The organism is Sphingobium sp. FW306-1B-F04DB, from assembly GCF_058781925.1.
Genome location: NZ_JBYSXE010000027.1, coordinates 36,914 through 53,841, shown reverse-complemented (window position 1 = coordinate 53,841; position 16,928 = coordinate 36,914). Strand labels below are relative to the sequence as shown.

20 protein-coding genes are annotated in these 16,928 nt (G+C 62.6%); 15 read left to right on the top strand and 5 right to left on the bottom strand.

The annotated features are described in order from the left end of the window. Positions 1–337 precede the first annotated feature (337 nt). The 4 genes from AC3WJD_RS13165 (at position 338) to rplI (ending at position 3,043) form a co-directional block, all read left to right on the top strand. Positions 338–1,471: a hypothetical protein gene (locus AC3WJD_RS13165; RefSeq protein WP_492747120.1), complete on the top strand. Its 1,134-nt coding sequence runs from the start codon at positions 338–340 to the stop codon at positions 1,469–1,471. Between the two features lie 294 nt (positions 1,472–1,765). Then, complete coding sequence (gene rpsF, locus AC3WJD_RS13160) at positions 1,766–2,191, top strand: 30S ribosomal protein S6 (protein ID WP_492747119.1); 426 nt, start codon at positions 1,766–1,768, stop codon at positions 2,189–2,191. A gap of 14 nt (positions 2,192–2,205) precedes the next feature. Beyond that, positions 2,206–2,430: a 30S ribosomal protein S18 gene (gene rpsR, locus AC3WJD_RS13155; RefSeq protein ID WP_119759194.1), complete on the top strand. Its 225-nt coding sequence runs from the start codon at positions 2,206–2,208 to the stop codon at positions 2,428–2,430. A gap of 13 nt (positions 2,431–2,443) precedes the next feature. Beyond that, entirely contained in the window at positions 2,444–3,043 is a 600-nt protein-coding gene (gene rplI, locus AC3WJD_RS13150; RefSeq protein WP_492747118.1) for a 50S ribosomal protein L9, read from the top strand. Positions 3,044–3,254: 211 nt separating this feature from the next. Here rplI and yczR read toward each other — a convergent pair whose 3' ends face one another. Beyond that, positions 3,255–4,712: a MocR-like transcription factor YczR gene (gene yczR / locus AC3WJD_RS13145; RefSeq protein WP_492747117.1), complete on the bottom strand. Its 1,458-nt coding sequence runs from the start codon at positions 4,710–4,712 to the stop codon at positions 3,255–3,257. A 60-nt stretch (positions 4,713–4,772) separates the two neighbouring features. Between yczR and yczE the strand changes: the two genes are divergently transcribed. Next, the gene (gene yczE / locus AC3WJD_RS13140) at positions 4,773–5,384 is read left to right on the top strand and encodes a membrane protein YczE (protein WP_492747116.1); all 612 of its coding nucleotides are present in this window, start codon (positions 4,773–4,775) and stop codon (positions 5,382–5,384) included. On the opposite strand, the gene folE is transcribed toward yczE, so the two are convergent. Beyond that, the gene (folE, locus tag AC3WJD_RS13135; protein WP_492747115.1) at positions 5,378–5,995 is read right to left on the bottom strand and encodes a GTP cyclohydrolase I FolE; all 618 of its coding nucleotides are present in this window, start codon (positions 5,993–5,995) and stop codon (positions 5,378–5,380) included. The genes yczE and folE overlap by 7 nt on opposite strands. A 306-nt stretch (positions 5,996–6,301) precedes the next feature. On the opposite strand from folE, the gene AC3WJD_RS13130 reads away from it, so the two are divergent. Both AC3WJD_RS13130 and AC3WJD_RS13125 read left to right on the top strand, forming a co-directional pair. After that, the gene (locus AC3WJD_RS13130; RefSeq protein ID WP_492747114.1) at positions 6,302–9,247 is read left to right on the top strand and encodes a TonB-dependent receptor domain-containing protein; all 2,946 of its coding nucleotides are present in this window, start codon (positions 6,302–6,304) and stop codon (positions 9,245–9,247) included. Positions 9,248–9,868: 621 nt separating this feature from the next. Further along, positions 9,869–10,225 carry a hypothetical protein gene (locus AC3WJD_RS13125; RefSeq protein ID WP_492747113.1) on the top strand — a complete coding sequence of 119 codons (357 nt, stop codon included), beginning with the start codon at positions 9,869–9,871 and terminating at the stop codon, positions 10,223–10,225. 255 nt (positions 10,226–10,480) lie between these two features. On the opposite strand, the gene AC3WJD_RS13120 is transcribed toward AC3WJD_RS13125, so the two are convergent. Further along, positions 10,481–10,906, bottom strand: a complete 426-nt coding sequence (locus AC3WJD_RS13120) for a contact-dependent growth inhibition system immunity protein (protein ID WP_492747112.1) — start codon at positions 10,904–10,906, stop codon at positions 10,481–10,483. Between the two features lie 322 nt (positions 10,907–11,228). On the opposite strand from AC3WJD_RS13120, the gene AC3WJD_RS13115 reads away from it, so the two are divergent. Beyond that, a complete protein-coding gene (locus AC3WJD_RS13115; protein ID WP_492747110.1) occupies positions 11,229–11,870 on the top strand; it encodes a DUF3800 domain-containing protein in 642 nt (213 codons plus the stop codon). 304 nt (positions 11,871–12,174) lie between these two features. Here the strand turns inward: AC3WJD_RS13115 and AC3WJD_RS13110 are convergent, their stop codons facing one another. Both AC3WJD_RS13110 and AC3WJD_RS13105 read right to left on the bottom strand, forming a co-directional pair. Beyond that, complete coding sequence (locus AC3WJD_RS13110) at positions 12,175–13,143, bottom strand: tyrosine-type recombinase/integrase (RefSeq protein WP_492747109.1); 969 nt, start codon at positions 13,141–13,143, stop codon at positions 12,175–12,177. 181 nt (positions 13,144–13,324) lie between these two features. Next, entirely contained in the window at positions 13,325–13,939 is a 615-nt protein-coding gene (locus tag AC3WJD_RS13105) for a hypothetical protein (RefSeq protein ID WP_492747108.1), read from the bottom strand. Between the two features lie 98 nt (positions 13,940–14,037). Here AC3WJD_RS13105 and AC3WJD_RS13100 point away from each other — a divergent pair, with 98 nt between their 5' ends. The 7 genes from AC3WJD_RS13100 (at position 14,038) to AC3WJD_RS13070 (ending at position 16,922) form a co-directional block, all read left to right on the top strand. Continuing rightward, on the top strand, positions 14,038–14,220 hold the full coding sequence (locus AC3WJD_RS13100) for a helix-turn-helix domain-containing protein (protein ID WP_492747107.1): 183 nt from the start codon (positions 14,038–14,040) through the stop codon (positions 14,218–14,220). A 77-nt stretch (positions 14,221–14,297) separates the two neighbouring features. After that, entirely contained in the window at positions 14,298–14,630 is a 333-nt protein-coding gene (locus tag AC3WJD_RS13095) for a hypothetical protein (RefSeq protein ID WP_492747106.1), read from the top strand. Then, entirely contained in the window at positions 14,630–14,989 is a 360-nt protein-coding gene (locus AC3WJD_RS13090; RefSeq protein WP_492747105.1) for a hypothetical protein, read from the top strand. Before AC3WJD_RS13095 ends, AC3WJD_RS13090 begins: the two co-directional genes overlap by 1 nt. 158 nt (positions 14,990–15,147) lie before the next feature. Continuing rightward, positions 15,148–16,185, top strand: a complete 1,038-nt coding sequence (locus tag AC3WJD_RS13085) for a hypothetical protein (RefSeq protein ID WP_492747104.1) — start codon at positions 15,148–15,150, stop codon at positions 16,183–16,185. After that, positions 16,155–16,475 carry a helix-turn-helix domain-containing protein gene (locus tag AC3WJD_RS13080; protein WP_492747103.1) on the top strand — a complete coding sequence of 107 codons (321 nt, stop codon included), beginning with the start codon at positions 16,155–16,157 and terminating at the stop codon, positions 16,473–16,475. The genes AC3WJD_RS13085 and AC3WJD_RS13080 overlap by 31 nt, the downstream gene beginning before the upstream one ends. A gap of 1 nt (position 16,476) precedes the next feature. Beyond that, a complete protein-coding gene (locus AC3WJD_RS13075) occupies positions 16,477–16,698 on the top strand; it encodes a hypothetical protein (RefSeq protein ID WP_492747102.1) in 222 nt (73 codons plus the stop codon). Further along, positions 16,695–16,922 carry a hypothetical protein gene (locus tag AC3WJD_RS13070; protein ID WP_492747100.1) on the top strand — a complete coding sequence of 76 codons (228 nt, stop codon included), beginning with the start codon at positions 16,695–16,697 and terminating at the stop codon, positions 16,920–16,922. Before AC3WJD_RS13075 ends, AC3WJD_RS13070 begins: the two co-directional genes overlap by 4 nt. Positions 16,923–16,928: the final 6 nt, after the last annotated feature.

Genomic DNA, 16,928 nt, shown 5'->3' with positions numbered 1-16,928 from the left:
TCAGTCCCTCCTCGTCCAAAGGTGGGGGGACCAGTTCTACGTGTCGCTACCGGACCAGTTTTGCATGTCGCCTGACAGCGATCATTGGCGCGCAAGCGCACAAACGTTCGCACGACAAGCCGCTATTGCGCATTCAAATGGTATGCCCCGCAGCGGTTCGAGGCCGACCTCTGCAAATATGCACGAAAGACCGCTTTTGTGGAGAGCAGCAGGACCATTTTACGGCCGGCATGTCGTCGTCACCAGACATCGCCGACCTTAACGCCGTTCTCATTTTGTTCTGTCCTACACCCCCCGTCCCGCGTTACCCTCCTCCGATTCGGGATGGAGGTACCTGATGGCCACATACGAAGCCCTTGCGCTGCCCGGGCCTTCGCCCGCCGCGCGCTGCGATGGCTGGAGCCCGGAGCGCCAGCGCGCCTTTCTCGAGGCGCTTGCCGAAACGGGGGTCGTGCGCGCCGCCTGCGAGGCGTGCGGGCTTTCGACGCGCTCGGCCTATAATCTGCGCTTTCGCGTCGACGGCACGGCCTTTCGCCTTGGCTGGGATGCCGCCTTGCTGCTCGCGCGCGCGCGGCTTGCCGACGAGCTGATGGCGCGCGCGATCGAGGGGCAGGAAGACGTGCTGATCCATAGCGAGGACGGCGTGGTGACGCGCCGCCGGCATGATAACCGTCTGGCCATGTCGATGCTTTCGCGGCTCGACCGTCTGGCCGATCCCGCGAGCGATGGCGATGCCGCGCTCGCGCGGATCATCGCCCGGGATTTCGAGGCGTTCCTCGAAATGATCTCGCGCGGCGGGGTTGAGGAGAACGCCGCCGGCCTTGCCGCTGCGACCGCCCTGTTCCTCGCCGCGCGCCGCCCCGAGGTGGCCGCGCAAATGCTCGGCCAGGAACGGTGTGAACTTCACGAAGAGGACGAGGCCGCCCCGCCCGCCGATCCGACTCCCGAAGAGGCCGTGGCGGCGCTGAGGGGCGTCTGGTGGTGCGACGTCCGTGACGAACTCAGGACCGACTTCCCGCCCCCGCCCGGATTCGACGGCGATGAGGAATACGACTTTGGCGATCCCGGCTACAACCGCACGCTGAGCGATCGCGAGGCCGCAGCGCAGAGTGCGATCAACGAGCGACTGATCGCGCCCGTCCGCACAGCCACCGCCGAGGTGCGCGACGCCTATTTCGGCTTCGTGGCCGGGCGGCCACGCAAACGCGGCGCTTGCGCCAGCGCGCCCTCACCCCGCGTCGAAACCACCGACGCAATGCCCTTTCCCGAAATTCTCCCGCCAGCCAAATATACGGCCCAGCGCGATCCGCCGGCATACGGCGTTTCCGCCGAACACGCCGAAACGCCGATCCCCGCCTGCACCCCTGCGCCATCCACCGCCGACCCGGACCTGCCTTATCGCACCGTGCGTCCTTGCCCCCGCTCGTTCGTGGCGCCCGGACGACCACCCCCTTGGGCGGCGCCGCTCTGAGCCCGTTCAAGCGCCCCGTTTCTTCCTTTCTCCGCGCCCTCTGCGACTCTGCGCGCCAAAAAAATGTTCGCGCAGAGACGCAGAGGGCGCAAAGGAAGAAAGAGGACAGCTTCCACCGAAAATCTCAGCCGCGCTGCCCTTGCCGCTTGCATTTCGCCCCGAATTCCGCCATGGGCCACCGCAGCCGGGGTGGAGAGCCAGTCTCTCCGCCCCCGGTTTGTTTAAAGAAGACAGCCGGAGGGGCGTCCGCATGGGGCGGCGTCAGCGATCGGCCAATATGAAGGAACAGCGAGCATGGCTCTGTATGAGCACGTGTTTCTCGCGCGTCAAGATCTGGCTCAGGCCCAGGTCGATGCGCTGGCGGAAGCCGCCACCAAGATCGTCGAAGAGAATAACGGCAAGGTCGTGAAGACCGAGACCTGGGGTCTCCGTTCGCTCGCGTACAAGATCGCGAAGAACCGCAAGGCGCACTATGTGATGCTCGACATCGACGCCCCCGCGGGCGTTGTCGCCGAGCTCGAGCGCCAGACCGCGATCAACGAAGACGTGATCCGCTACATGACCGTCAAGGTCGATGCGCATGAGCAGGGTCCCTCGGTCATGATGCGCAAGGGTGAGCGCGATGGCCGTCGTGGTCGTGGCGATCGTGAAGGTGGACGCGAGGGTGGCCGTGAAGGCGGCCGCGAGGATCGCCCCCGTCGTGACGCAGACAGCGAATAAGGAGCTCTGAAACCATGGCACGCCCATTTTTCCGCCGCCGCAAGAGCTGCCCCTTCGCCGCCAAGGATGCGCCGAAGATCGATTACAAGGACGTTCGTCTGCTCCAGGGCTTCGTCTCGGAGCGTGGCAAGATCGTCCCCAGCCGCATCACCGCGGTGTCCGCAAAGAAGCAGCGCGAGCTGGCCAAGGCGATCAAGCGCGCCCGCCATCTCGGCCTTCTGCCCTATATCGTGAAGTAAGGAGCGCAGGCACATGCAAGTGATTCTGCTCGAACGCGTCGAAAAGCTCGGTCATATCGGTGACGTCGTCACCGTGAAGGACGGCTTTGCCCGCAATTTCCTCCTCCCCCGCAAGAAGGCGCTCCGCGCCAACGAAGCGAACCGCAAGGTCTTCGAAGCCAACCGTGCGCAGATCGAGGCTGACAACGCCGCGCGTCGCACGGACGCCGAAAAGGCTTCGTCGGATGTCGACGGCAAGAGCGTCACGCTCATCCGTCAGGCTTCGAACGCCGGCCAGCTCTATGGTTCGGTTTCGGTCCGCGACATCGTCGAGGCACTCGAAGCCGAAGGCGCCAAGGTCACCAAGTCGATGGTCATCCTCGACCGTCCGATCAAGGCGATCGGCGTCGAGACCGTCAAGGTCGCGCTGCACCCCGAGGTCGTCGTGACCGTCAAGGTCAACGTCGCACGTTCGCCCGAGGAAGCCGAGCTTCAGGCGCAGGGCGTCGACGTGATGGCCGCGATGTTCGAAAAGGACGAGGCGGGCTTCACCGAGGAATTCGATCCCAACGCCGAGCCCGGCGAGATCGCCTCGGTCGAGGTCGAGGAAACCGAGGACGAAGCGCAGGGCTGATCGCCCTTCACGGCTTCAACGAAAAGGGACCGCCCGGCTCGCAGGAGTTCGGGCGGTTTCTTTTTGCCCGCCGCGCGTCACATGCCGCCGAGATAGAGGAACAGCGTGACGCCGAGCGTTGCGTAGGACGCGAAGAGCGGGATGATCTGTTTCAGCATGGTCCGGCTGATACACCCGCTCCGCCCGCCGCGCTGTGCGCGCGCGCACAGCGTCAGAACACCGCGCTGACCCCCATCGCGGCGTCCGCCGCCACGGCGCGCGGACGCGCATTTCCGATCGCACGATAAGCGGCCGCCAGTCTTTCGATACCCTGTTGGAGTACGGCCTCGGGCTGCGTATAGGGCAGCCGCACGAAGCGCTCGAACGATCCGTCGACCCCAAAGCGCGGGCCCGCGGTGACGCGGACGCCTTGCGCTTCGGCGGTCGCCGCAAGTGCAGTGCTCACCTGCCCCGGCATCTCGCCCCAGAGCGAAAGCCCGCCAGGCGGCAGTTCGATCCGCCAGTCGGGCAGATGGTGCCCGATCAGTTGCTGCAGCTTTGCGCGGCGCCCCCGCAATTCCGCACGCCGCGTTTCGAGATCGCCCTCGCCGCCCGCAATAAGCTCGGCCGCTGCGATCTGCTCGAGCACCGGCGTACCAAGATCGAGCGATGCGCGTACCCGCGCCAGCGCGGCGATCGTGCGTGCGCTTGCGCGGATCCAGCCGATGCGAAGGCCGCCCCAATAGCTTTTCCCCGTCGACCCCAGCGTCACCACCCACTCGCCATTGTCATGCGCTGCGACCGGTGCGGGAGTCGGCGTATCGAGCCCGAAATCCGCAAGCGTCTCGTCGATCACGAGCACGGTCCGGGTCCGCGCGGCAATGACGGCAAGTTCGGCACGATCCGCGGCGCCCATGCACCGCCCGGTCGGATTGTGGAAATCGGGCAGCAGATAGGCGAGCCGCGGGCTGGCCTGGCGGAACGCGGCGTTGAGCGCATCCAGATCCCAGCCGCGCGCGAGCAGCGCCACGGGAACAGGCCGGCACGATACGCGCTGGATCGCGTCGATGGCGTGCGGATAGGTGGGATGATCGATCACGACACGGTCGCCGGGCCCGGTGAACAGCCGCAGCACAAGCGCAAGGCCATGCTGCGCGCCGTGCGTCACCATGATCTGGTCGGGCATGGTCGGACAGCCCCGCGCGGTGTAACGCGCCGCGATCGCCGTCCGCAGCACGTCCAGCCCGACCGGCTCATAACCATGCCCCGGCAGATGCGTGGGCAGCGCGGCGAGCGCGGCGGCATAGGCACGGTGGACGCTGGCGGTGGCGGGCAGCGCCGCGATCGCGAGGTCGATCACGTCGCGCGAATCGTCATACTGCGCCGCAGCCGGACGTCCCGCGGTCCCCGCGGGCACGCTCGTGCGGCTGCCCGCCCCCTGCACACTCACCAGATAGCCCTCGTCGCGGAGGATCGCGAAGGCCGCGCTCACCATCGTGCGACTGACGTCGAGCGCCGCGGCAAGGTCGCGTTCCCCCGGAATGCGGACGTCCAGCGGCAGGCGGCCGTCGAGGATCAGCAGCCGCAATGCGTCGGCCAGTTGCCTGTAGCCCGCGCCCCCCCGCCCCGCTCCGCGCCAGGCGCCGAGCTGGCGAATCAGCGAGGCGGCCCCGATGCTTCGTCCCAACATGCGGCCATCGTGCCAAAAGTGGATATTTCAAACAATGCCAATTTGATCGATTGGCATCGCATGATGACAAGATGCCTCACCCAACTCTACGCCGGCCTGATCCTTTACGGTTTCTCGATGGCGCTGATGCTGCGCGCCGATCTCGGGCTCGATCCCTGGGACGTGTTCCATCAAGGTGTTGCGATGCGCGCGGGCTGGAGCTTCGGCACGGTGGTCAATGTCGTCGGCGCGCTCGTGCTGCTGCTCTGGTGGCCGCTGCGCCAGCGGCCGGGCATCGGAACGATCAGCAACATCGTCGTGATCGGGCTCGCGGTCGATGCCAGCCTCTATTTCCTCCCCAGCCCCGAGACGCTGCCCATGCGCTTCGCGTTGCTGCTGCTCGGCATCGTGCTCAACGGCCTTGCGGGGGGCGCCTATATCGGCGCCGGTCTCGGCCCCGGCCCACGCGACGGCCTCATGACCGGGTTCGTCCGCCGGACGGGCTGGTCGATCCGTCTGGTGCGCACGGGGATCGAAGTGGCGGTGCTCGCCATTGGCTGGCTGATGGGGGGCACGGTAGGGCTTGGCACCGTGCTCTATGCCGTCTCTATCGGCTGGCTGGTGCAGCTCTTCCTGCCGCCGTTGACGATTGCCGGGCGGCGGACCGGCCCGGCGCTCGACCTGCCTCAATAGCCCATCAGGCTCAGCACTTCCTTGCGACTGCGCTCGTCGTCGCGAAAGACCCCCATCACGCGGCTGGTGGTCATGGCCACGCCCGGGGTGCGCACGCCGCGCGCGGTCATGCACGCATGCGTCGCCTCGATGACGACGGCAACCCCATGCGGCTGGAGATTGTCCCAGATGCAGTCGGCGACTTCGGCCGTGAGCCGCTCCTGTACCTGCAGCCGCCGCGCGAAGCCGTGAAGCACCCGCGCGAGCTTTGAGATGCCGACGACGCGATCCTTGGGCAGATAGGCGATCGAGGCCTTGCCGATGATCGGCGCCATGTGGTGCTCGCAATGCGACTGGAAGGGGATGTCCTTCAGCAGCACGACCTCGTCATAGCCGCCCACCTCCTCGAAGGTGCGCGAGAGGTGCAGCGCGGGATCCTCGCCATAGCCCTGGCAATATTCCTTCCACGCACGCGCAACGCGCCTGGGTGTGTCGAGCAACCCCTCGCGTGCGGGATCATCCCCCGCCCAGCGGATCAGCGTCCGGATCGCCTCCTCGACATCCTGCGGCACCGGGATCCTGGCGGGCGAACTGACGAGATCGCCATCGGCGGGCGAAGCGGAATTGGTCATGAAACTCCCCTTGGGTTGTCACATGCGCCGCTAGCACGCGACACGCGACACGCCAAATTCACGCAGGCTTTCCTGCATCTGCACGCGCAACTGTCGCGGCGCAGCAGGAAAATGACGTTACGGCAAAGCCGCTTATTCATGACAGGTCTTGAATTGCAACTGTTTCATTGCTGCATCGGCGCTGAAACGCACACGAATCCAACACTATCCGCGGTTGACGGGGAAAATAATTGTGCAACATTCGCATGGAAAACCGCACCAAGCGGTCGGCCCGTGACAATGGGGCCAGGTGAGAGGGGAAAATTCATGACGAAGCTGGAATTGCTTGCTGCATCCGCGTTGGCGCTTGTCATCGCAAATCCTGCGGTCGCGCAGACTGCGGACGCCACCACCGATCAGGGCATTGGCGACATCGTCGTTACCGCGCAGCGCCAGGCCGAGCGCCTGCAGGACGTTCCGATCGCGGTGTCGGCTTTCTCCGCCGAGGCGCTTGAGTCGCAGCAGATCGAGAATGCCACCGACCTGCAGCTCACGCTGCCCAACGTCACCTTCACCAAGACCAACTTCACCTCGTCGAGCTTCACGATCCGCGGCATCGGCGACCTGTGCGTCGGCATCACCTGCGACCAGGCGACCGCGATCCACGTCAACGACATGCCGCTGCTTTCGACGCGCCTGTTCGAGACCGAATATTTCGACCTTGAGCGCGTCGAGGTGCTTCGCGGGCCGCAGGGCACGCTGTTCGGCCGCAACGCGACCTCGGGCGTGGTCAACTTCATCACCGCCAAGCCCGACCTGACCGCCTTCTCGGCCTCGGGCAGCTTCGAGTACGGCAATTTCGAATCGTACAAGGTCAACGGCATGGTCAACATGCCGATCGGCGACACCTTCGGCGTCCGCCTCGCTGGCTATTATCTCAACCGCGACGGCTACACGAAGAACTTCTACGACAACACCCGCATCGACGGACGCGATCTCTACGCGATCCGCGGATCGGTGCGCTGGGAGCCCAGCGCGAGCACCACGCTCGACCTGATCGGCTATTATTTCCATGAAAAGGACGATCGTTCGCGCATCCAGAACCAGCTCTGCAACCGCGACCCAACCGGTATCCTCGGGTGCTCGCCCGACAAGCTCGAGAACGAGACGACCAACGGCAACTCGACGCTGGCGGCGCTGCTCAGCTCCAACGAGTTTCTCGGCATCGCGTCGGCCGCCTCGGGCGGCGCGCTCGCGCGCTTCGGTCTCGGCAGCATCTATGGTCCCGATGTCTATGCGAACTTCGCGAAGCCCGATGGGCTCCGTAATGTGAACATCGACTTCGCACCGACCTATTTCGCCGAAGAATATCACATCATGGGCAAGCTTCAGCAGCAGCTCGGCGACACGCTCGCCCTCGCCCTGACGGGTGGCTACACGCACAACACGGTGGATTCGCGCACCGACTACAACCTCGCCGTCGAGGCGCCGCTCGCGACCAATCCCGGCCTCGCCCAGCTCAACCTGCTCGGCCGCACGGGCATCGGATCGCCCTTCGCATTCCTCGATCCCGTCCGTCGCGCACTGATCCCCAATGGTCCGGCGGGCGGCGTCTGCCAGTCCGACGCCGATCCCAACGGTGTCGGCGTCTATGGCGGCAATACGATCGGCTGCTTCGGCCAGAGCCTCGACTTCGACCGCTCCAAGCTGACCACGCGCCAATACGCGATCGAAGGCCATATCGACAGCCAGTTCGACGGGATGTTCAACTTCCTGATCGGCGCCAACTATCTCGACAGCAAGACCAAGGACAACAGCTACTACGTCAACGCCTTCGGCCTTGACTATGCGACAGGCATCCTTGGTGCCGCGAACACGGGCGGCGCCGCCTTCTTCGGAACGCCCTTCTATCGTAACGAATCGCAGGTCTTCCGCCTGAAATCCTACGGCATCTTCGGTGAAGCCTATGCCGAGTTCAGCGACCGCGTGAAGCTGACGCTGGGTCTGCGCTACAACAACGACAAGAAGTTCGTCCGCGCCCGCACCACGCTGCTCACCGACTCGCGAGGACAGTTCCCGGCGGTTCCGTTCGGCTCGGACAACTTCACCGACGCGCTGAACTATGCGCTGCTCGACTTCGACGCCAACACCCCCGGGCTGCAGGAATATGCGGAGAACCGCGTCAGCTTCGACAAGATCACGGGACGCGCGGTGCTCGACTTCAAGATCACCGATGACAACCTGCTCTATGCGTCCTACTCGCGCGGCTACAAGTCGGGCGGCATCAACCCGCCGCTGTCGCCGATCTTCGCGGTTCCTGTCAGCTTCAGCCCCGAATCCGTCGACTCGTTCGAGATCGGCTCGAAGAACACCTTCCTCGACGGCACGCTGCGGCTCAACCTCACGGGCTTCTACTACAAGTACAAGAACCTGCAGCTCAGCCGCATCGTCGCGCGTACCTCGGTCAACGACAATGTCAGCGCCGACATCTTCGGCGTCGAGGCAGAGGCGATCATCCGCCCCACGCCCGCTCTGATCGCCAATCTCGGCTTCAGCTACCTTCACACCGAGGTTTCGAACGACAAGTTCCTCGGCAATCCGCGCGATCCCTCGGGCGGGCGCTCCGACGCGGTGATCATCAAGGACATCCAGAACGCGTCGAACTGCGCGGTCATCCCGACCACCGCGGGCAACGTCGTCGGCGTCAACACCTATGTTACCGCGGTCAACACGGGCATCGGCCTGCGCGGGCCCGTCGCCGTCCCCGGCACCAACACCACCGGCGCCTTCTCGATCTGCAGCGCACTCGCCGCGACCGCCGCCAACCCGCCCGCGGCGCTCCGTGCGCTGTTCGGTGTGCCGACGGGCGCACTGCCCTTCCAGGTTCTGGGAAGCGGGGTCGAGGTCAACATCAACGGCAACGAGCTGCCGCAGGCGCCCAACTTCAAGTTCTCGGCGGGCCTCCAGTACACGCTCGACTTCGACAACGGCATGTCGCTCGTCCCGCGCATCGACATGACCTACACGGGCAACGCCTATGCCAGCATTTTCAACGACAATATCGACCGGATGCAGGGCTATGAGGTGATCAACGCACAGGTGCAGCTCAACGGCCAGGACAATCGCTGGTTCGTCCGCGCCTTCGTCCAGAACCTGACCAAGAACAACGCGATCACGGGCCAGTATGTCACTGATCAGTCCTCGGGCCTGTTCACCAACGTCTTCACGCTCGAGCCGCGCCGCTACGGCATCGCCGCCGGCTTCAAATTCTGACACGCTAAACCGTGCAGACGCTGCCTCGGTCCTCACGGACCGGGGCTTTTTTTTGTCATGCAAGACCTCGCAAAGAACCGGCTGTCCTACAGGCGCCCTGTCTGTCACCTTGAGCCAACTATGGGCTCTTTGACTGTGTGAAGAAGACCAGCGGGATATTGATCGAAAAACCCGATCAATATCGCCGCACTGATAGAGCGGATTTTTTTTCACACGCCGAACCTTCCTAACCTTCGCCGGTTTCTGGCCGTCCTCGGGGGTGCATCAGAAGCGACTCAAAAAGCCCCCAGGCGAGGCGGGGAAAGCGCGCGCTCAGGGGGCAACACGGACCATGGCCGCCGCAAACGTTAGACCGGTACTGAAGTTGACGATGATCAATGAGAAACCCTGCGTTCGTCGATACATCCGTCCGGCCATTACAATGGTCAGCGACGGGAGCAGGACCGACGGCAATGAGAAAGGCCGTAATGGGCGCGGCGGCGCCATAGCTGCGCTGGGAGCGCCCCCCACTCGCCCGCCGCAGGTGCCGCAGAACAATGGAATTGCGAATATATGCGTGCAACTCATGAGCGCAATTACTTCCCGCGTCGGTGACGGATCAGCAATGAGAGGAGTCCCATCATGGCGACTACGAAGATTCACAAGGTGCTTGGGCTGGCGCTCGCTGGCCTGGTTTTGACCAGCATGCCCCAGATGGTGGCAGCACAGGAAGGCACGCCGAAACCAGAAGGCACGAAACCGGAAGGCACGAAACCGGAAGGCACGAAACCGGAAGGCACGAAACCGGAAGGCGAGCCGAAAACAGCGATTGGGTTCTATAAAAAGGAGTGCGGTAAATTCACATTGGGGACAGGAGAGCGCAAGCAATGCTGTGAGAACAAAGATAGGCTCGCGCAATGTAAGATGAAATATAACAATACAGATTGTACAAACGCAGTATCAACCTGCAAGACTGGATTTGTTGGCGAGAAGCGCTAAGCTGAAGCGACCGGACCGCTAGCGCCGAAAGCCCCCCATTAGATCGCCCTTGAACCACGGGCGACCAACAGCAAGGCCTGCGCGATCAACGCGCAAACGATAGGCGCTGAGAACCTATGCAACTATCTGCATTACAGTGATTTTTGTGGTAGCGGAGGAACGATACCGTCTATATCGTTCGCTGCGATCATTCAGCGCTTAGCCGTAAATCTCGGGCTCACGATGTTCCGCTATGGGGCGGAGTGCGCATGGCTTTCAATTCGCTTTCAAATGGTCCGACGGCAAAGAGAGGCTTTCGCGAAAGGCATCCGTTTCATCGAATGGCTTGCTCATGGCTTTTCGATAGAGTCCGATGAATTCGGCCTGCAAGGCCGGGCGATACGCCCAAGTGCTCGTGTCCACGCGCACCAATGCCGACAGAATGTCTCCGGGATAGAAGTCGGCTACGAGCAATGGGTCTGAGCGCAGGCGCTCAACGGCAATGTCGAGAATATAAGGAATGCCAACTTGTTGGCTGACGGCGAGGCGTACCTCACTATCGCTTAGGTCGCAGAGTGGCTTCCTTCGCAGCCCATGAACACGCTGAATCATGTTCGTATCGCTGGGGTCTGGATCCCCCCAATCTTCGCCCTCGAGTTCCTGAAGCGATTTAGACAGATCTGTCAGGCCCTTGGTAGTCATTCCGCCTTGAATACAGGGAAGCCAAATGCGCGCAATCGTCTGAGGCGATCGATCATCAGTTTTCAGCGCCGTCCGCTTCACTCGCAATGTCGGACGATAGATGCAGAATCTATACGTAACCATCTGATTTACAAGGATTTTTGTGGTAGCGGAGGAGGGACTTGAACCCCCGACACGCGGATTATGATTCCTCAGTGAACCCACGGATTTTTGCGCTTTTCAGCGTTGCGTGTTGCATCGGTGTTGCGCGTCCCTTTCCGGCAGCCATCCGCTTCGCACCATTTGAAAGAGGCAATGCGGTTGGTGCCATTGGTGCATTGCAATGCATCGCGGCGTCGCTAATCCAGCAGTTATGCTTGTATTCATAGACGAAAGCGGAGACGCGGGCTTCCGCCTGGACCGGGGCTCCTCCAGCGTGTTTGCAGTCGCAATGGCCATGTTCGACGATCACGAGGTCGCACGGAGCACTTCGGCTGCCATAGATGCCGCTCGCGAGAACTGGCGGGGAATGCAGGAATTCAAATTCAGCAAGGCCAGTCGCGACGCGCGTGATGCCTTCTTTGCGGCTGTGGAGCCCTTCGATTTTCGGGTTCGCGCATTGGTCGTTCGCAAGGAGCTGATCTATTCCGGCCGCCTTCGGACGGACAAGGACGCCTTCTATCACTTCTTCGTCAAAACGATGATGAAGTTCGATAATGGGCGCCTGCGTGATGCTCGCGTCATCATCGACGGTTCAGGCGAACGCACGTTTCGGCGCGATCTCCAGTCTCATCTCAAGCGCCATACTGCGGACGGCGCGATCAAGGACCTCCGAATGAAGGACTCGCGTGGCGACCCGCTCGTGCAGCTGGCCGACATGTGCGTCGGGGCTGTGGCGAGATCCTACAGGACCGATCGGCCAGACCATGACCGCTGGCGCAGGATGCTTCGTTCGAAGCTCGACGACGTGTGGGAGTTTCGTTGAAATTGCGCTCTTCCGTCCTATCCAGCCGATTGGCTGGAACGCACACCATCCGGTGACAGTTCGGACCGGAAGAGCGACTTGGCAATTATGCATATACGCATGACGCGTTAAAATTCAACCGAATGTTGATTTTGTCGGCCGGCCGCAATCAACCATCGGCTGGCTCGAGCTCTCACTCCGCAGCTATCAGCCGGCCAACTTGCCTACCCAACAACTTCTCGTTGGAAGGCGTCGGCGATGCTCGATCCAGTGCGATGCCGCCGCGTGACCGCGCCGCCCCTCGATCAAAAATATCGCTTCGGCATCAGCCCAGCAGCGCGCGCTCAGCGTTGGCCACGATCGCCGCATCGCCAACTTCGTCTTTGATCAGGTGGCCATATGTGTCGATCGTGATCTGCACGCTCGAATGACCCATCCAAGTCTTCAGGCGCTTGAGGTCGACGCCCTGGCGGATCCAGAGACTGGCGGCCGCGTGCCTCAACGCATGGAGCGAGTAGCGCGCTTGCATCACGCAGTTCCCCTCGTCGTCCCAGATCGGCATTCCATCCTCAGCCGAGGGTTTGTAGTCGGCCACCTCCGCCTTGATCAGCAGCGGCCAAAATGCCCTGTTCATGAGGTTATGGTAGCTCCAGATGTTGCCCTCTGGCGAAGGGAAGACGAGCTCAAGTAGCGACGGCTTGCATCGGAGCTTCCATGACCGAAGCTCGGCGATGAGCTTGGGCGGAAGCGGAATGGTCCGCCGTCCCGCCTTCGATTTCGGGGGGCCCAGCTTGTTCTTCTCGTCGGCGCGGCGCTGAACCTTCAGCAGGCCGGCCTTCAGGTCGATATCTTCCCACTTCAGACCACGAAGCTCGGAGGCGCGCAGCCCGGTCAGGATTGCGGTCATCACGAACGGACGAAGGTCGTCGCCAGCGTGCTTGAGGATCGCCTTTAGTTCCTTCTGTGTGGGAATCACGATCTCGGTAGCGTCGCGGCTCGGCCGCACGACCTTTACGCCCTTGGCGACGTTCTGCGCGATCAGACCGCGTCGCTGGGCTTCGGTCAGGATCATTGAAAGGAAGCGAACTGCCCTGCCGGCGGTCGCCTTGCTGCGGCTCTCCAGCAATCGATCCTTGAACGCTTCGATCGACGGCATCGTGAGGCGGCTGAGCTTATCGTCGCCGATCAGCGGATTGATGTGCTCGTCGACTGTCGTCTGGTAACTGCGCAGCGTGCTCGACTCGAGCGCCTTCTTCTCGCCGTTCTCGATCCACAGCTTCGCGGCCGCGCGCACCGTGACAGAAGCGGAGTCGGGGGTGTGGACGCCCTGTGACACGTCATAGGCAGTCTTTGTGAGCCAAGCGTCGGCGTCACGGCGCCGCGCAAACTGTTTGAAGCGGCGCGCGCCTTTGCTGTCCTTGTAGGCGACGATCCAGGCGGTCTTCTTTTCGCCGTTGCCTGTGGTCCAGGCTCTCTTACTGACCTTTGCCATCGGCCCATTCCTTTATCGCCTCGACGAACTCGCCCTTTTGAATTCCTACTGCTGACTGAAGCATGAGGGCCGCGTCGTCGATCAGCCTCGAAATATCGATAACCGCAAGCCGGCGAAATCTGAGACCGACCGATTTCAACGTCGTTGCAAACTCATCGGCCTCTTCCCAATCGAAGCTCTTCGCAGTCACGTCATAGGCTCCGTCTTCGCGAAGTCCGGCCAATGCCATTGGATCCAGTCGGAAAAGTACTGCGTGCTCCGGTGCGTCGCGGACAGAAGTGACGTCCAAACCAAAGAGACTGCGAGTGGTCGCAAAACCAGCGGCATCAGCCAGAGCGTCGTAATCGGCAGTTAGCAGTCGAACGATGCGCTCAGGCGGCATTCCCAGTTGAGATAGCTCAAAGGCGCACAAAAGCTGCACCAGTTCCCCGGCGCCATATGCGGCACGACGGCCCTTTCCAGTGTTGATCCCTGGGGGAAAGCCCAATCGTTGAAAGTGCCGGAAACGCGAGCGAAGGGCGGCCCGCTTTGAGGAGGCCACTCCGTGTAATCCAGCAATGACGTTCTCCACGTCACCATATGCGAGGCTAATGCCCACGAATCGCTCCGAATACCAACGTTGGTTTTCTAACTTGCATGATCACTTGGCACTGTCTATCAATACCAACGTTGGTATTAATATTCATTGGAGGTAGAATGATGCTGTCGGACGATCTGCTATCCGGCGCGAAGGCTGCGGCCGACTACATCGGTATCAGCACATACGCTGTCTATCACATGGTCCAAACGGACCAGCTGCCGGCCATCAAAAAGGGTGGGCGGCTGTACTTCCGCAAGAGTGAACTGGACGCGGCTTTCCGATCGAGTGAGGCCGCGTGATGCGCCAGCCCAAGTAAGAAATTGGCCGAGACGAAGGCGGCAACCTTCGACCCGGCCTTGTTCAAATGGAGCGAACCATGAACATTTCCCCGATATCACGGGCGCCTGACGGCGTCACCCCCTCCCCTGCTCTTATGGCCCTTATCAGCCGACACGGACGGCAGAAGCTTGAAGCGTTCGTCGCGGTTGCGATCGACTTGTTCGACACACTCGACGGTGATGCCGACAGCGAGGAAAGCGACGTGCCCGAGGACGATGACCCTGCTGCCACAGACCTAGACGCTGGCGAGCAGGACGACGCCGACATTACCCTTTTGGCCTCATACGCCGTCGACCAGTCACGACCGTTGGAGCGGCCGAACGCCGTTCCCGACCTGCCCACCGTCCCGATCAACCTTCGGAGGTCGTGATGCATATCGACAACGCACAGCAAGACTTTGCCGCGGCTTGGATCAGCCTGTGGGTGCGGCTCGGCGGCACGATCCAGGCTGCTTCGACCTTTTATGGCGGCGCGGTGCCTTACCAAACTGACGACGTCACGGGCGACGAAATCGTCCTCGGCCGTCCCGAAACCAACTTCGCGGCCCGCCTCAAAGGCGTTCCCAAGCTTGATGTGGATCCCAGTCTTGAGCTCGTCGACGCGGCCGGCTGGGACGGCGCGATGCGGTTAATGCAAATCTTCGCGCGCGCCGTGCCTGGCGGGCTCGATGCAATTCGGGCACTCGTCATCGGCGATATCGATCAAGCGGAGGTCGATCATGGCGAATAACCGACGACCTCTGCCTTCGGAGGGCAGCGCTCACAGTAGCGACATTCTGCGGTTCGTTGAGGTTTCCGCGCTTCATGAACAGAGCAGCATCGCGTCGCTCCAAATCATCGTGGAAAAGCTGGAGCAAATGTTGGAGCGGCAAGACGGCATATCGCCGGATGCGCAGTTGGCTCGGCTCCGCCTGTACGCAAAGATGGCGCTGGACACTGCAGGTCCCCGGCTTGCCGCCAGTCGAACCTATCACGCACTCGCCTGCGCAGCCCGGGCGGAACTCTCCCGAGCACAACGATGACCGTCGGCGGGAAGGCCCGCAATTGCGCGCCCTGTCCCGCCACACCGCGCCACCCTGCCTCGAGGTGCACATGAGCCGTCGCAAGAGACCGACCTTGATCCTGTCGACCGCCCATCACGGCGATGTCGATCCAACATGGAAAATGCACCCGCACCTCGCGGTCAAATACAGGGATGCTGTGCTACAACTGGCGGCTTGGGCATCCCCCTCATGGACTGACCCGAACTCGCGCTACTTCAAGATCCGCGAGATCCTCGTCGACCTGAGCGAGCGCTGGTCAATTCACGACTGGCAAGCCGATCAGCGCTTCATGGCCGAACGCGCGGCATGGGCCCGAAACAAGGCGCGCGCTGCGTCGGCGGTCAGGCGATTGATCGAGGTGGCGCAAGACTGTCCTGGCCGCGATATCGAACGCGCGGTCGCCTCTTATCTCGCCGGCTGCGGCGTCCAATGGCCCGCGGACCTGAATAAGCGGGAGATCGGCGCGGAGACGATGCGGGGCGCGCTCACCCATATCATCGACATAGCGGAGTCAGACGCGTTCATGACGCGCGCGCGAGAACCGCAAATCTGGTCGGTCCAACTTCTCGGCGCCATGCATGGATCCGGCCAGCAATGCTTCTTCGGCCCGCTCGTCTATCCAAGCCCGCCGACGAAGCATCCCAGCCGGGATGTCGCGCTCGGCGTGGCGCTTGCGGACGCTGTGAGCCAGTTCCACCCCAGCAGGAACGAGCTGCCCGATATCAATTTCCGCCACAACGCTAGCGTGTCCACCGACCTACCATGGACTGCGCTCAATCTGTTCGCCGCGGCGAGCGTCGGCGGCGAAGCGGGGAGCGATTTCCAGAAGAAGGTCGCGGCGCAACTTCAGAAATGCCCGGAAATCCGCGCTCCCGAATCCTGAACATCTGCCCGAATGTTTCTTGCCACGTTCATAGTTCCCCGGGGCCATCGCGCGCATTGTTGCCACGAAGTCCGATGCCCCCGTCGAAACCAAGAGGTGATCCGATGCGAAGCACTCCCGCCCCTCTCACCGTTGGCGTCCGTGATGCGGCGGCCATGACTGGCTTGTCGAAGTCCAAGCTTTACGAATTGCTCGACGACGGCACGCTGCGACACGTCAACATCGGTCGCAGGCGCCTCATCCCTGTAGCCGCCATCCGTGAGCTCGTCGGCGAAACCGAGGCGGCCTGAGATGACGCCTGAGCCACTGAGCTTGCAGCCCGCCGTCGAGCGTAAGATTTTCATCCGCTGCCGCGGCGATGAATTCCATGTCGAGATTAGCCCGGCGGTGGACGACGAACCCGATCTCGCGGCGATTTTCCCGACATATCGGCGAGCGCGCGGCTGGGCCGGCGGGCTCAAGCTGAGCCGAGGCTGGCGCATCATCGACGAAACCTGCGGGGTGCGCGCATGAGCGGCGTCGTCGTCCCCTTCAGGCGCGCACCGCGCCGTGCATGGCACATTGCTAATCTCGACGGTGACATTTGGATCGCACATGTGTCGGGCCCTGGCGCTCCGCGCGGCGCTGAGCTCGGAACGTTGGAGAGCATCCTCGTCAAGCTTCAGGACGCATCCCGCCGCCGCGGCCTGCCGATCCTCATCGTGAACCTCGATGAGCGCCCGGCGGGTGCGGCATGACGGGGG

What these genes read in the sequence shown, in the direction of transcription:
- AC3WJD_RS13075 (WP_492747102.1), top strand. Translation starts at nt 16,477, where the DNA reads ATGACGCCTGAGCCACTGAGCTTGCAGCCCGCCGTCGAGCGTAAGATT.
- rpsR (WP_119759194.1), top strand. Translation starts at nt 2,206, where the DNA reads ATGGCACGCCCATTTTTCCGCCGCCGCAAGAGCTGCCCCTTCGCCGCC.
- AC3WJD_RS13095 (WP_492747106.1), top strand. Translation starts at nt 14,298, where the DNA reads ATGAACATTTCCCCGATATCACGGGCGCCTGACGGCGTCACCCCCTCC.
- AC3WJD_RS13115 (WP_492747110.1), top strand. Translation starts at nt 11,229, where the DNA reads ATGCATCGCGGCGTCGCTAATCCAGCAGTTATGCTTGTATTCATAGAC.
- AC3WJD_RS13125 (WP_492747113.1), top strand. Translation starts at nt 9,869, where the DNA reads ATGGCGACTACGAAGATTCACAAGGTGCTTGGGCTGGCGCTCGCTGGC.
- rpsF (WP_492747119.1), top strand. Translation starts at nt 1,766, where the DNA reads ATGGCTCTGTATGAGCACGTGTTTCTCGCGCGTCAAGATCTGGCTCAG.
- AC3WJD_RS13090 (WP_492747105.1), top strand. Translation starts at nt 14,630, where the DNA reads ATGCATATCGACAACGCACAGCAAGACTTTGCCGCGGCTTGGATCAGC.
- yczR (WP_492747117.1), bottom strand. Translation starts at nt 4,712, where the DNA reads ATGTTGGGACGAAGCATCGGGGCCGCCTCGCTGATTCGCCAGCTCGGC.
- AC3WJD_RS13100 (WP_492747107.1), top strand. Translation starts at nt 14,038, where the DNA reads ATGATGCTGTCGGACGATCTGCTATCCGGCGCGAAGGCTGCGGCCGAC.
- yczE (WP_492747116.1), top strand. Translation starts at nt 4,773, where the DNA reads ATGATGACAAGATGCCTCACCCAACTCTACGCCGGCCTGATCCTTTAC.
- AC3WJD_RS13070 (WP_492747100.1), top strand. Translation starts at nt 16,695, where the DNA reads ATGAGCGGCGTCGTCGTCCCCTTCAGGCGCGCACCGCGCCGTGCATGG.
- AC3WJD_RS13120 (WP_492747112.1), bottom strand. Translation starts at nt 10,906, where the DNA reads ATGACTACCAAGGGCCTGACAGATCTGTCTAAATCGCTTCAGGAACTC.
- AC3WJD_RS13165 (WP_492747120.1), top strand. Translation starts at nt 338, where the DNA reads ATGGCCACATACGAAGCCCTTGCGCTGCCCGGGCCTTCGCCCGCCGCG.
- AC3WJD_RS13130 (WP_492747114.1), top strand. Translation starts at nt 6,302, where the DNA reads ATGACGAAGCTGGAATTGCTTGCTGCATCCGCGTTGGCGCTTGTCATC.
- AC3WJD_RS13080 (WP_492747103.1), top strand. Translation starts at nt 16,155, where the DNA reads ATGCCCGGAAATCCGCGCTCCCGAATCCTGAACATCTGCCCGAATGTT.
- folE (WP_492747115.1), bottom strand. Translation starts at nt 5,995, where the DNA reads ATGACCAATTCCGCTTCGCCCGCCGATGGCGATCTCGTCAGTTCGCCC.
- AC3WJD_RS13085 (WP_492747104.1), top strand. Translation starts at nt 15,148, where the DNA reads ATGCGCAGTTGGCTCGGCTCCGCCTGTACGCAAAGATGGCGCTGGACA.
- rplI (WP_492747118.1), top strand. Translation starts at nt 2,444, where the DNA reads ATGCAAGTGATTCTGCTCGAACGCGTCGAAAAGCTCGGTCATATCGGT.